Below are 14,000 nucleotides of genomic sequence, written 5' to 3'. Positions count from 1 at the left end.
TGCTGTAATGGCCGCCAGATAAATGATCGTCGACCAGCCCGCTTCCCTCCAGATGACCTGTAGAATATACAGGGGCCGGAACCAATCTTCGTTCAGCAGAAAATTGATTTTTTCGCCGCCAAAAAACACAATCAGTTCATTAATCAAGCCTCCGTCTACTGTTAAAAGCACAAACGAAAGCGATACAACAATGACCCAAGACATAAAATGCGGGATATAAATCAGCGTCTGAACAAATTTTTTAAAGAGAGCGATCCGCACTTCGTTTAATAGAAGCGCCAGCAAAATCGGCACCGGGAAAAATATAACCAGATTCAAAGCAAATAACACGAGCGTGTTTTTTAACAGGAGAAAAAATGTAGGCTCTGTAAACAGCCTGATAAAATGCTTCAGCCCAACCCATTCACTGCCCAAAATGCCGAGAAACGGCTGATAATCCTGAAACGCAATCACAATTCCCCACATCGGGACATACTTAAAAAGCAAAAAATAAATACACCCCGGCAAAATCATCAAGTACAAATATTTCTGCTGGATCAGCTTGTTTAGTAAGCGCTTTCTTTTTTCTTTTTTAAAAATGACTGCATCAACAGCCGGCGCTTGCGCTTCTGCTGTTTTCATCTTTTCCAAGCCTCCTTTCACGGGTTCTTGCATTCACTGTAGCGCAGCAGGCAAAAGTCCGTCTACAATCATATGATCACATCCTGCCTTATCCCCTTATGATCAAGGGTTCAGCCGTTCCACCTGAAAAAAAGACACCGATATTAGAAAATGATTATTGACAATATCTATCAATCTTTGGATTAATTGTATTAAGGTGAAGTGGATGTTATGAAATGGGGGGTTTTATGAAAAGAAGCCAATACAAGTTTTACTACAAACTGATCACGTTTTTCTGCCTGCTCAGCACCATTCCGGTTATTTTGGTCGGATTGTTTTCGTACGAGCACTCTCAGAAAACGGCTATTTCCAACGTTTCAGAGGAAAAATTCGACACACTCCAGCAGACCCAGCAAAGCATCGAGCATATATTGAAAACCGTCGATCACTCTTTAACCCACTATGTGAGTTCGCCGCCTCTCCTTCGCACATTGTCCGAGCCTTTGCACTCAGACCAATTTCAAATCTATAACCAAGTGAACCAAGAGCTCAATTATCTGCAAAGCTTTGATACCGATCTGTCCAACATGACGTTAGTCAGTTATACGAAAAAATGGTACATGAACAATTCCGGTTTGTACCGTTTGAATACAGACACTCTTCATGAAGCAGCCTCAGCGTACACGAAACACAAAGCGAGCCGCTCCTATTGGGCGCTTGAGGAAAACAATCATTTGATTTCAACCAAAGAAGGCACATCAGAAAACTGCCGCTACAATATCAATTTAATTAAGCAGCTTCCTTTGAACAGTACAAATACAAAGGGATTGGCCGCCGCAAGCATCCCGAGCTGTTCGCTTGTCAAAAATATGCCTGGCTATTCAAACGCCAACAACCTGTTTATCATCGATGAAAAAGGCCGCATTATCCTTCATAACAACATGTCTGACATTGGTGAATCTCTTCATAACGACGGCTTTGTCCAAAAAGTGCTGGCGCAAAACGCCAATAGCGGACAGTTTGAAACAGTGATCGACCGGATTCATTATAAAATCACCTATCAAAAATCTGACTATAATACATGGACTTATTTTTCTCTCGTTTCCCTGCCTGAGTTAAAAAAAGAAGCCAAATCAATCGGCTGGATCACTTTTGCAGTATGCCTCATTTTGTTAACGCTTTCATTATTGTTCTCTTGGCTGGGCTCCCGCCATTTTTACAAGCCGATCAGGGTGCTTTACGAATCATTCGCAAGACATGGAGCCATACAAGAGAAACAACAGCCTCCTCAAAATGAATTTGAGTTAATTGAACAGAGCTTTAAGCAGCTGAAGGACAGAAATGACGACCTTGAAGAAACGATGAAGCAGCAGGCCACTCATCTGCAGCAATATTTTATGGTCAGGCTTATGCTCGGAAAACTGACGGATGAGGAGGTTGATAACCGTTTTGAAAGCCTCGGTTTAAAGCAAAATTGGCGACACCTTGCCTTGCTTGTGCTCCAAATTGACACACTGAATCATACGCCTTATGAGAAAAAAGATATGGATCTGCTTTTGTTTGCCGTCAACAGCCTGATTGAGCGCAGCATCCCGACGGACAAACATCTTGCCCCCGCCGTAGTTGACAAACAGCAGGCGACGATTTTGATCAACCAAAGCGGGACAAAAGAAGAATTCATAGCTGAGCTGAATGAGACTGCAAGGATGATTCAGGAAAAAGCGGAAGCTGAGCTGCAGCTGTCTGTCAGCATCGGCATCAGCCAGCCGTTTGATGTGCTGACAAAAGCGAAAACAGCCTATGCGGAAGGCTCAGAAGCGTTGAAATACCGGCTTAAAGCGGAAAACAAGTCGATCATCTTTTACGAAGACCTTGACCAGAAAAAAACCTTCAAAACCCATTTTCCAAAGCAGCTTCAGCATGAGCTGTTCGATGCCGTTAAAGCAGGAGACAAGGAGAAAGCGGATAAATGCCTGCACGCGATTTTGCAAGCCATTTTCACCCAGAACACCAACCCGTATCAATTTCAAATCGCCATCGCCCGTTTTTTGAACCATGTGATTGAGCTGATGCATGTGCTCGGGATCGAATTGTTTGAGCTTGAAGAAAACAAAATGCTGTATGACCAAATTTTTGAGCTGAAAACGTTCGAGGATACCGAAAACTGGCTAAAGAATGAGTTTATTGATCCGATGACAGACAAAGTGAACGCCCGCGCGGATGCCCAGTACAAAAATATTTCCGACAACATCATTCATATCATCCATCATGAGTTTGAATCCGAATTGACACTGGACGAAATCGCGCGCAGGCTGCATTACAACCCAAATTATTTAAGCAGCATTTTCAAAAAAGAAATGGGAATTTCATTCAGCGAGTATGTCTCAAGCTACCGACACCATATGGCGAAAAGCTGGCTTGCCGAAACAGACATGGCGGTCAAGGACATTGCCGAAAAGCTGAAATATAAAAACTCGCAAAATTTTATCAGATCATTTAAGAAGCTGGAGGGGATTACACCGGGAAACTACCGCCAGCAAAAAAGAAGCATGTAAAAAACCCAAAACCGCTTGCGCGTTTTGGGTTTTTCCAATGTTATTTTGCTTGTTTAAACGCTTCTTCGTATTCCTGAATAATTTGTTTTCCTCCGCTTGACTCCCATTTTTCCACTTCTTTATCGAACTGGCTTTCTGTGATGTCTCCAATCATATATTTATAAGTCGCGTCATCAATGATTTTCTTCAGTTCATCACCCCGTTCCGACTCCGATGCGGAATACAGGCTTTCAGCCGGGTTTGAGACGATAATCTTTTCATTGTCCTCGGTCAGCTCCTCGTACGCCGTCCGAAGCGGATCTCCAGTGTTTTTTAAGTAGGCTTTATCAATGGCAATTAAAGCGGACAGCGGCTGAATATCAGTCTGCCAGTCTTTTACCTGGCTTTCTTTGCGTGTAAACGTTTTGTCCGCACCTTTGTTGTAATGAACGCCGTCAATGCCATAAGTCATCAGGCTATAGACATCTTCTTCGGCAATTCGGTCAAAAAACGCCAAGATCCGTTTAAGCTCAGCTTCCGTTTTCACACTCGTTTTCGGGAAAGCAAACACGCCGTTATGGCCTCCTGATGCCCATACCCGCTCTTTCCCATCTGGGCCTTTTATGCGGTTGATGACCTCGAGCTTCATTGATTTATCAGAGGCATGGTCGCGCAGATTGACCGCATCTACCATATTGCCAATATAAATTCCGGCTTTTCCTTGAGAAAACAGCTCCTGCTGCTGGGTTTTGCTCGTGACGGGAAAATCCTTATTCATATACCCGTTATCACGCAGCTTTTTCATATAGTTCATCGTGTCTTTGTATTCCTGTGTCATGAAATCAGGCGTGAATTTGCCGCCCGATTCCTTCCAATCTGTCGGCATGCCTTCATACGAGCCAATCGTTTTAAACGCGCCGTAAATCAAGTCATTACGGTCTGCCAGCCCGATCGTATTATCTTCCCCATCCTTGTCCGGGTCGTCCTCCGTAAATGCTTTGGCCACTTCATAAAGCTCATCCAACGTTTTCGGGGTTTTCAAATTTAAATTGTCCAGCCAGTCCTTCCGAATGACGATCCCCTGTCTGGAAAGTGGGCGCTCTCTGTATATCCCGTAGAGCTTGCCGTCAATTGTCACATTTTTATTAATAAGTTTGTTCATTTTATTTAAGTTGGGATAATCCTTGATATAATCACCGATTTCCCAGAACATTCCTGACCGGAAGGCATTCATGACTGACGAATTTTTAATATCCTGGATGGTCACGATTTGCGGAAGATTGTCGGCTGCAAGCGCTGCATTCAGCCTGTCTTCTTTCACCGCGTCTGGAACCCAGGTGATGTCGAGTTCTGTATTTGTCAGCTTTTCAATTTCTTTAATCGCCCTGTCTTTCGGCGGCTGCTGATGATACAAAATCGCCATCCAAGACAGCTTTACCTTTGAATCTGGGCCAGCTTTGCCTTCAGCCGAAGACTGATCAGTTCCTTTACAGCCCGCCAGCACTCCGCCGAGTGCCAGTACAAGCACAATCAAAAGCACCCTCCATTTGTTTCCCATCGTACCCCTCCGTTTCATATTTCTTTATCCTTTGACAGATCCCAGCAAAGCTCCTTTTGCAAAATGCTTTTGTATAAACGGATAGACAAGCAGAACAGGGATGGTCGCCACCACTATGACCGCCATTTTAATGGTTTGCTCAGGCGGCGGGCTGCCCGACCCCATTTCAGACATATCCCCTTGCATACCGCTTGATACAATGACGATTTGGCGCAGAAGCACCTGAATCGGCCATTTTGCTGAATCATTTAAGTACAAGATCGCTGTCATATACGTGTTCCAATACGTGACCGCATAAAATAGTGAAATCGTTGCGATCGCAGGAAGAGACAGCGGCAGCACAATTTTAAAGAATATGCCCAGATCATTGCACCCGTCAATTTTCGCGGACTCTTCCAAGCTTGACGGGATATTTTGAAAGAAGTTTTTCAGAATGATCAGGTTAAAGGCATTAATGGCTGTCGGCAAAATAAGCGCCCAGTAAGAATCGAGCAATCCAAGCGATTTGACCACAAGGAAAGTCGGAATCATGCCGCCGCTAAACAGCATCGTAAATACGACGAGAAACATGAGCGGCTGCCGGCCGATTAAATCACGGCGGGATAACCCGTAAGCCATCAGTGACGAAAGAAACATGCTGACCGCAGTGCCTATCACTGTCACAAACACAGAAACAAGCAAGCTCTTATAAATAATATCTGTTGAAAAAATGTAGCGATAAGCATCTAGCGAAAAAGTGGTCGGTATTAAAATAAATGTTTTCGACACGACTTCTTCTACTGTGGCGAAAGATGCTGCGATGACATGAATGAACGGAAGTACGCATATTAAAGCGAACATCAGCAAGAAACCATAAATCAACATATCAAACAGACGGTTTTTCAGTGAATGTGCGATAGCTCCCACCTCTCTTTGTAAGCGTTATCATATTTTTAAAAACCGAGCTCAGCATGTGACGATATCGTGTCTAAAATGTAGCAAATCTGTGATTGCCATGTCTATAATCATTTGAACAGAGTCCCCGGCCGGGGCGGGGGCTGCCGCGAATTGAGACCGATAACAAAAGAAAAAGAGCATAATCTTAGAAAATGATTATGCTCCGTTCTCCTCCTCGTTCAGAAGTTCGGCCGTATTGATTTGTGGCGAAAACCCAAGTTCATTCACGGCAGGTTCAATGGACCATGGCCGGCCCGGATTATCAGAGACGGCGTAATAAGTGCCGTACCGGATATTGGTCTCAATAGCGGCTTTGAAAATCGACAGCAGATCGGGGTGAGAAAGCAGTGTCTTTTTCGTCCGTTCTTTTTCATGCAGCGTATCCATTTCATCTGTGACGACTGTTCCGATTCGCAGGTTGATTACTGATAGCTTATTTTCCAAATAAAACAAATGGCCGATCTGTTCAGAGGTCAGCTTTAATACACCGTACAAGTTTTTTGACAGCGGATAATCGCTTGTTGTGATTTCCCGTCCTAAGAGCGAGCGCCCGTCTTTTTCATATACATCTGTGACATGATTGCTGCTGGCGAACACGAGCTTTTGAATGCCGAGCTCCGCTGCCGCACGGCACAGATAATAGCTTGCCCTATAGAAAACATCCGTCATTTTTTCAAACTCAGCGATGTCCATAATATCGTATTTGATTTTAACAGCGAGTAAATTCAAGATGACATCCGTATCTTTTGGAATCTTCTTCAACAGCTCCTCATAATTTGCCGCGTCAGCCTGAATGGAAGAGGCTTTGCCATCGAAATGATATTTATCAAGCACAGTCACTTCATAGTCTGAAATAAGCCCTTCAGCAAGCAGTCTCCCAATCACACCATTTCCGCCGGCGATCAGCACTTTTTTCACTATGTTCACTCCCCTTTTTTATAGATTGCCCATTTTCGGCGGGGCTGACACTTTTTTGGCACTCACATTCTTAGGCTTATTCAAAAGTCACCGGCAGCTCCTCAAGCGCCCGAAATCCAAAAAGCGGCCGATACCGCCATTCAAAATCCGCGAGCTTAAGGCTGGGCATTCGCTGCAGAAGAGTGTTAATCGCAATTTGCGCTTCTAATCGTGCCAGCGAGGACCCTAAGCAAACATGATGGCCATGCCCGAATGAAAGATGCGGATTAGGACTTCTCGTAATATCGAAGACATCGGGGTTCGTGAATATGCTAGGGTCTCGATTAGCCGCTCCTAACAAAAGATAGACTTGTTCTCCTTGACGGATCGTCACCCCGCAGATGTCAATATCCTCTGACGCAACTCTGGCTGTCATTTGCGTGGGGCTTTCATAGCGTAAACATTCCTCGACTGCGGTACCAATAAGATCTGGATTTTCTCTCAGTTTCAAAAGCTGTTCTGGATGCTGCAGCAGACAAAGGACTGAATTGCTGATGAGATTGACCGTTGTCTCATGTCCGGCGATCGCCAGCAATATGCACGTAGATGCCGCCTCCTCTTCCGTCAGCTTATCCTTTTCTCTCCCCTTCAAGAGCATGCTGATCATATCCTGTTGAGGGTGGCGTTTTCTCTTTTGAATCAGCTCTTTGAAATATGCCATAGCCTGCACAGCCATAATATTGCCCTCTGTTAATGCCTTTCTTGAGCGGGTAAAATCAATCGTTTGAATGAGACTCGCAGCCCACTCCTTTAATTGCTCCCTATCTTCCTCCGGTACACCTATAATGTTAGCTATGACAAAACTTGCTAAAGGAAAAGCAAAGTCCGAAATGACCTCCATCTTTTTTTTACCTTGCACTTGATCAAGCAAATGATGGACAGTTTCAATGATATACGGCTGATAACTCTCTGTCGTTCTCGGCGTAAACGCTCCGCTGGCAAGCGTCCGCAATCGTCTATGATCAGGCCGGTTCTGAAACAGCATCATTTGATTTTGCACATGTGAAAGGTCCTGATATTTGGTTGAGCTCTCAGGCAGCGGGGTGCGGACTTTGAATCTCGCATCTTTCAAAATAGCAGCCGTTTCTTCATATCCTGTGACATACCAGCCCGGATATTTTAAGAAACTCCCTTTATAGATAGGATGAACAGCTCGCAATGTGTCGTAAAAAGAATATGGGTTTTTCAAAAACTCATAAGATGCAGTTGACGATGCAATTGTCACGTGATTTTCTCCTTTCTGTTCAAAAATAAAAGCAATCGACATCATACCGATTGCTTTTATTGATTCTTTCAGCTTTTCGCACTTAAACTGGCCTTCATTTCTTCGACTGATTCAACTTCAAAGCCTAAATCACTCAGCATTTTATGATCCTCCGTCTCCTCTTGCCCGGCAGTTGTTAAGTAGTCTCCGACAAAAATGGAGTTTGCGGCGTAAAGCCCTAATGGCTGCAATGAGCGGAGATTGACCTCTCTTCCTCCGGAAATGCGAATTTCTTTTGATGGATTGATAAAACGGAACAGTGCCAGCACTTTTAAACAATACAGCGGGTTTAATTCGTTGACGCCTTCTAACGGCGTGCCATCAATTGCATGCAAAAAATTCACAGGAATGGAATCCGCGTCAAGAGCCTTCAAGCTTTTGGCGATGTCAATGACATCCTGTTTCGTCTCCTTCATCCCGATAATGGCGCCTGAACACGGAGACAACCCCGATTCTTTTGCGATTTCAACCGTATTGACTCTGTCATCGTATGTATGTGAGGTCGTGATGTTTGAATGGTTCCTCTGTGACGTATTCAAATTATGATTATAGCGGTCTACTCCGGCATCTTTGAGACGCTTCGCCTGCTCTGGCTTCAACAGTCCGAGACACGCACAAACCTTCAGTCCATACGTCTCTTTAATTTCCTGAACCGCATCTACGACCTGATCCACTTCTCTGTTAGACGGCCCTCTGCCGCTTGCCACGATACAATATGTGCCAATATTCAGATCGTGCGCCCGCTTCGCGCCTTCAAGCAGCGTTTCCTTATTCACCATCCGATAAGACTCAATCGGCGCTTTCGAAATCGCAGACTGTGAACAATAGCCGCAGTTTTCCGGGCAGAGCCCGGATTTCGCATTCATAATCATATTGAGCTTTACTTTTTTTCCATAAAAGTGTTTTCTGATATGAAAAGCTCCATGCATTAATAGCAAAATATCTTCATCAGGACAATGTAATATTGAAAGCGCCTCTTCGTCAGTCACTTCTGCTCCAGCCAGCACCCGGTCTGCGAGTTCCATCCATTGATTCATTCTCATACCCCCACTTGATTCATCAGTAATGATAGATTGATATGGTCTTTTACCATATGTAGAACCGTTTCTTTCGTCACGTTGGCAAGCTTTGGCGTAACCCCTAAAATCGGAACACCGCATAAGCGCTCAATCATCTCAGGATTGGTTTTTTCATCTTCATCAGGAGAGTCACTGATTCCATTGATGATAATTCCGGCAATTGGAAGCCCCATGCTTTCTGCATATTTGACAGTTAAAAAGGTATGATTAATGGTTCCAAGGTGAGGACGTGCCACAATAATCATGGGAAGCTGCAACGCTTTTATGACATGACTGACCAAATAGTCCTCTCCCAATGGCACAGAAATACCGCCCGCACCTTCTACGATGAAGCATTCATGTTTTTCTCTAATCCGCCCCCAATGGCTTAAAACCTCTTCCATGGTGACAGTCTTTCCCTCAAGTTTCCCTGCAACGTATGGTGCAAGCGGCGCTTTGAAGGCAAAAGGCGTAATGTCTTCATGAGAAAGACTGGTCTGCGACATGTCTTTCAGCAGACTTGTATCACTATCTGGATGATGACGCGATATCCCGCTTAAAAATGGTTTATACACACCGACATCTCTATTATGTTCTTTCAATAAGCCAGCAAGACCGCTGGATATAACCGTTTTCCCCACTTCTGTATCTGTTCCTGTCACAAAAAAACCCCTCAAATGATGTGCAGCTCCTTTCCGATTGAATGAAATGTTTGCAGCAAATGATCAATATCACCCATACTGTGGTCAGACGTGATTGTAATTCGAATCCGGCTTTCACCCGGTGCAACGGTCGGCGGCCGAATGGCAGGAGCATAAATTCCCTTGCCCTGCAGTTTTTCAGCAAATAGGACCGTTTTATGGGCATCGCCAATGACTACAGGAATAATCGGTGTGTGATCTCCTTTCACCACATACCCCATATTCATCAGACTGGTTCTGATCATACTGATATAAGAAAATAAAAGCTGCCGTTTTTCCCTGCTGGCTTCAATGATGTTGAAAGCCTCGTGAGCAGCCGCACAGCTGGCTGGCGGAATAGCGGTTTGAAAGATAAATGTTCTGGCATGGTTCAGCAAAAAGTCGATGAGGACCGCTGATCCTGCCGCAAAACCTCCTTCCGCGCCAACAGCTTTGCTTAAGGTGCCGATCACAATGTCGGGACAAACACCAAAGTATTCACTCGTTCCTCGTCCCGAATCGCCTAAAACTCCTGTTGCGTGGGCGTCATCAACGACCACGAAGGCATGATAGCGTTTCGCAAGTGAGATGATCTGATCAAGAGGGGCGATTGTGCCATCCATGCTGAATACCCCGTCTGTTACGATAAAACGGCGCTGATAACGCTGTGTTTCATTCAGCTTATTTTCAAGATCATTCATATCAATATGCCGATAAACAACTGTATCAGCCTTAGAAAGTCGGCAGCCGTCGATCATACTTGCATGATTGAGCTGGTCACTTAAAATGACATCTTCCTTTTCTGGCAAGGATGAAAGGACACCGACATTGGCCAAGTAACCGCTCGAAAACAGCAGGGCCGCTTCTGTCCGCTTAAAGCTGGCAATCTTCTTTTCTAGCTTTTCATGCCAGACCGAATTGCCTGTCGTTAAACGTGAACCGCTGCTTCCTGTCCCAAATTGCTGCAATGCTGTTTGGGCTGCATCGATCAAACGTCTATCGCTTGCGAGCCCTAAATAATTGTTTGAGGACCAGACCGTTTGATTTTCGCCATCAATGTTCCTCTCTGGAACCGGCGCTCCATCCATTGACCGCAGGTTACGATGTACGCCGGCTTCTTTCATTCTGTCTAACCGCTTGTTCAACCAGGAATCAATCTTCAAGGCTCGTAACCTCGTGGATTGCTTGTTGCATAATGGCAACCATTTCCGTGAGCTCCTCAGCTGTGCTGGCAAGAGGAGGAAGAAATGCAATCACGTCCCCAAGCGGTCTTGTCAGCATTCCTAACTCTCTCATTTTTAAGGAAACTTTGTATCCAATCCGCCGATCAGCCGGGTAAGGTTCTTTGGTTTCCCTTGACCGGACAAGCTCTGCACCGCACATAAAGCCAAGCTGCCGAATATCCCCAACATGAGGAAGAGCGTGCAGATCTTGAAGAAGAAAATGGAGCTTTTTACTTTTTTCCGCTACTTGTTCCACAATGTTTTCAGATTCAAATAATGCCAGATTTTCAAGCGCAACCGCACAGCCAAGCTGATTGCCTGTATAGGAATGGCCATGGAAAAAGGTTTTTAGGTTTTCATAATCATCATAGAATGCCTTATAGATGTCTTCAGTGGCAAACGTAACGGCAATTGGCAAATAGCCTCCTGTAATGCCTTTACCGGCAGCCATCAGATCAGGCTGGACATTCTCGTGCTCGCACGCAAACATTTTTCCTGTACGGCCAAAGCCTGTAGCGACTTCATCAACGATCATTAAGACATCGTATGTTGTACATAGCTCGCGCACCCCTGCCAAATATCCTTCCGGCATCACGATCATACCGGACGCGCCTTGTACTATTGATTCAATGGAAAGCGCGGCAATTTCCTCGTGATGTTCCTTAAGCAGCTGTTCAAGCTCTCGGAGGCACTGATCACGGCACTCATCAGGATCACCGCTTTCAGAGCGATACACATAAGGAATCGGAGCCTTGTAACTCTCGAACATCAACGGGCCGTATACGTGGTGAAAAAGCTCAATTGAACCGACACTGACGGCGCCAATCGTATCACCGTGATACCCGTTTTTCATTGCGATGAATTTTTGTTTCTCGGGCTTCCCGATGTTCTTCCAATACTGAAACGCCATTTTTAGGGCTATTTCCATCGCTTCTGCGCCGCTGTCTGAATAAAAGACCCGCGTGAGCTTTTTTGGGCTGATATCGATTAATGTCTCGGCAAGCTGGGTTGCTGGAACATTGGTCATGCCCAATAACGTGGAGTGCGCAATTTTTCCGAGCTGTTTTTTTATGGCGTCATCTAGTTCTTTTTTGCGGTGTCCGTGGACATTAAGCCAAACTGATGAAAAACCGTCATAGTATTCCTTGCCATTTATGTCTTTGACTTTGATTCCAGTTCCGCTTTCGATGATTAAGGGGTTTTCATCATAATCTTTCATTTGGGTAAATGGCAGCCAGAGGTGCTTTTTACTTTTTTCTATCAAATCATGAGTCATGGTCTTCCTCCCACTCGATTAAAATAGGCTGCTTCTCCAGATCATGTATGTACGTGTTTACATCATTGGATCCATCAATAAAAAAGACTCGGCAGCCCTCTTCAGTCCCGTATTCTTTCATTGCTGTAATACGCTGATAGCCCATTTTCTTACCCGCAACATAGCCTGTTATGTAATCCGGATCGTCCGACCAGCATAATTCTGCAACGGCTGCCGGGTGCCAGCTTACCTTTGAAGCGAGCGCAAGGGCCTCTTTTATTCTTGAATGAGCCGGCACGTGACTGTGAAGCGCCCATTTTTCAAAATTAGCGTCCGGCCAATCCATTCTGGAGACCCGCACCCCTTTTTCTTTTGTTTGATCCATTCGCTTGCCTGTATGAATATCAAACAACACCGCACCCCTGACATCTGACCATTCAGGGATTTGTTCATATGCTTTTTCAATCACGTCTCGTGAAACGCCTTCTTTTTCCAATAACAATCGGGCAAGCTTTTGTCCTTCTTCCGGGCAGCTCACTTCATTCGTATGCACAGGCAATGGCTGAATGGTTTTTATCGATTCATGTACCTCTTCAAATTGAATTTGCATAAAATCAGGTTTTCCTCTTGAATGGGATAACCCTTTTTCTAATAAAGCATTGACTGTATGCTTCATCTCATGGAAAGGAATAAGCCGTTCTCCGCCGGATATATGCTTTCCGCCGTCTTCATGAGATCCATTCATTGAAGCCCTCATTCTGACACTATAAAAAGTTTCTTCTTGCATCATTTCTCGCCCTTTCACTGATAACTGAAGAACGTGTAGCGCTTCTCACCTCAATTGTTAACCAATTATATTTAAAGGTTAACAATTAGAATATATTATTCTCTCCTGTTTCTGTCAATAGAAGAAAGGATCGATTTATGGCAGTTGGTTAAAAGGAAACAAAAAGACCGTTTTCACACAAAACGGTCTTTTTCGATTTCTTTTAACAGTCACAGCCACTTTTGCAAAAACCGGACAGCTTCATGCCTCATAACTGCTGTTTCGAAATGTCCCGAAGCAGAACGGACAACTCGGTAGCAATCAGCAGCTCCCTGTCCAGCATAGACAGCTGTCAATTCTTTTTCGACTTTGTCCACGCCCTCGGCCGGCGTTAACCGATCGTGTACACCAACAAGACTAAGGTGCGGGCGCGGCGCGATCAGGCCTTGGATCTCCGATGCGGAAAAATGCTTTGCAAGCGATGGGACGTAATAATAAAAGCCGTGCCTGTCAAGATTCTGTGTTTTGATCAGCACGTGATGATCCACCTGGCTGCACAAATCCACACACACCTTAATCCGCTCATCGAGCGCCGCTGTCCACCACGCCATCAAACCTCCCATAGACATGCCGATGGTTCCGATCCTGTCAGGCTGAACATCAGAGCGTGACTGCATATAGTCCAACGCACTTAAACTGTCATAAATCATCATCCCCCACATCACTTTTCCGGTGAGAAGCATTTCTTTAAATATCTCGCTTTCCGCTTTTCCCCGCCGATCTCCAAATCCCCAATGATCAATCGCAAGAACGCCGTATCCGAGTGAAGTAAGCTCATCAGAAAAAGAAGGCGTTTTCAAATAATCCGCTCCCTCAATCAGCTCACTTTTTCCCCTATCATACTGGCCCCCATGCGAATGCTGAAACAATACGGCTGGGCACGGTCCTTCTGTTTTCTTCGGCTTCACAAAATAAGCGGGCGCCTTTTCATGTCCATTTAAATCGAGCAGGAGCGTTTCAACGATATTTTCTTCTCTTTCTTCAATAAATAATGTCTCAACACTGATTGGCCTCCGATCAGGCAAATCACCAAGCAATCGAAACAGTTGCTTTCGTCTTTCGGCTCTCATCCCATCACCCTTCCTAATTCGCTTACTTCACATTTACGA

Annotated in this window: 11 protein-coding genes and 1 pseudogene; 1 reads left to right on the top strand and 11 read right to left on the bottom strand. The window is 44.9% G+C overall.

Annotated elements, in window-relative coordinates:
* Positions 1 to 621: pseudogene (rmgP, locus tag RAC86_RS25420) on the bottom strand (polygalacturonan/rhamnogalacturonan ABC transporter permease); the annotation flags it as partial.
* Positions 622 to 836: 215 nt separating this feature from the next.
* Here rmgP and RAC86_RS25415 point away from each other — a divergent pair.
* Entirely contained in the window at positions 837 to 3,155 is a 2,319-nt protein-coding gene (locus tag RAC86_RS25415; RefSeq protein WP_377886136.1) for a helix-turn-helix domain-containing protein, read from the top strand.
* Positions 3,156 to 3,195: 40 nt separating this feature from the next.
* On the opposite strand, the gene RAC86_RS25410 is transcribed toward RAC86_RS25415, so the two are convergent.
* The 10 genes from RAC86_RS25410 to RAC86_RS25365 form a co-directional block, all read right to left on the bottom strand.
* Entirely contained in the window at positions 3,196 to 4,692 is a 1,497-nt protein-coding gene (locus RAC86_RS25410; RefSeq protein ID WP_377886135.1) for an extracellular solute-binding protein, read from the bottom strand.
* Positions 4,693 to 4,716: 24 nt separating this feature from the next.
* Positions 4,717 to 5,577 (bottom strand): carbohydrate ABC transporter permease, encoded by an 861-nt coding sequence (locus RAC86_RS25405; protein WP_015251420.1) that lies wholly within the window; start codon positions 5,575 to 5,577, stop codon positions 4,717 to 4,719.
* Positions 5,578 to 5,784: 207 nt separating this feature from the next.
* Positions 5,785 to 6,546 (bottom strand): NAD-dependent epimerase/dehydratase family protein, encoded by a 762-nt coding sequence (locus RAC86_RS25400; RefSeq protein ID WP_029726429.1) that lies wholly within the window; start codon positions 6,544 to 6,546, stop codon positions 5,785 to 5,787.
* A 76-nt stretch (positions 6,547 to 6,622) separates the two neighbouring features.
* Positions 6,623 to 7,810: a biotin biosynthesis cytochrome P450 gene (bioI, locus tag RAC86_RS25395; RefSeq protein ID WP_029726430.1), complete on the bottom strand. Its 1,188-nt coding sequence runs from the start codon at positions 7,808 to 7,810 to the stop codon at positions 6,623 to 6,625.
* A 68-nt stretch (positions 7,811 to 7,878) separates the two neighbouring features.
* Positions 7,879 to 8,886: a biotin synthase BioB gene (gene bioB, locus RAC86_RS25390; protein ID WP_015251417.1), complete on the bottom strand. Its 1,008-nt coding sequence runs from the start codon at positions 8,884 to 8,886 to the stop codon at positions 7,879 to 7,881.
* Positions 8,887 to 8,888: 2 nt separating this feature from the next.
* Entirely contained in the window at positions 8,889 to 9,584 is a 696-nt protein-coding gene (gene bioD / locus RAC86_RS25385; RefSeq protein WP_029726431.1) for a dethiobiotin synthase, read from the bottom strand.
* Positions 9,581 to 10,750: an 8-amino-7-oxononanoate synthase gene (gene bioF, locus RAC86_RS25380; RefSeq protein ID WP_029726432.1), complete on the bottom strand. Its 1,170-nt coding sequence runs from the start codon at positions 10,748 to 10,750 to the stop codon at positions 9,581 to 9,583. Before bioF ends, bioD begins: the two co-directional genes overlap by 4 nt.
* Positions 10,740 to 12,086 (bottom strand): adenosylmethionine--8-amino-7-oxononanoate transaminase, encoded by a 1,347-nt coding sequence (gene bioA, locus RAC86_RS25375; RefSeq protein WP_029726433.1) that lies wholly within the window; start codon positions 12,084 to 12,086, stop codon positions 10,740 to 10,742. Before bioA ends, bioF begins: the two co-directional genes overlap by 11 nt.
* Complete coding sequence (gene bioW, locus RAC86_RS25370; RefSeq protein ID WP_029726434.1) at positions 12,076 to 12,852, bottom strand: 6-carboxyhexanoate--CoA ligase; 777 nt, start codon at positions 12,850 to 12,852, stop codon at positions 12,076 to 12,078. The genes bioA and bioW overlap by 11 nt, the downstream gene beginning before the upstream one ends.
* Positions 12,853 to 13,061: 209 nt before the next feature.
* Complete coding sequence (locus tag RAC86_RS25365; protein WP_247470683.1) at positions 13,062 to 13,961, bottom strand: dienelactone hydrolase family protein; 900 nt, start codon at positions 13,959 to 13,961, stop codon at positions 13,062 to 13,064.
* Positions 13,962 to 14,000 lie beyond the last annotated feature (39 nt).

The sequence above is a fragment of the Bacillus sp. LR_5 genome, from assembly GCF_042709275.1.
The sequence above is the reverse complement of the archived record's forward strand: the minus strand, read 5'-3'. Positions and strand labels throughout refer to the sequence as shown.

What these genes read in the sequence shown, in the direction of transcription:
- RAC86_RS25365 (WP_247470683.1), bottom strand. Translation starts at nt 13,961, where the DNA reads ATGAGAGCCGAAAGACGAAAGCAACTGTTTCGATTGCTTGGTGATTTG.
- RAC86_RS25415 (WP_377886136.1), top strand. Translation starts at nt 837, where the DNA reads ATGGGGGGTTTTATGAAAAGAAGCCAATACAAGTTTTACTACAAACTG.
- bioB (WP_015251417.1), bottom strand. Translation starts at nt 8,886, where the DNA reads ATGAATCAATGGATGGAACTCGCAGACCGGGTGCTGGCTGGAGCAGAA.
- bioA (WP_029726433.1), bottom strand. Translation starts at nt 12,086, where the DNA reads ATGACTCATGATTTGATAGAAAAAAGTAAAAAGCACCTCTGGCTGCCA.
- bioW (WP_029726434.1), bottom strand. Translation starts at nt 12,852, where the DNA reads ATGCAAGAAGAAACTTTTTATAGTGTCAGAATGAGGGCTTCAATGAAT.
- RAC86_RS25410 (WP_377886135.1), bottom strand. Translation starts at nt 4,692, where the DNA reads ATGGGAAACAAATGGAGGGTGCTTTTGATTGTGCTTGTACTGGCACTC.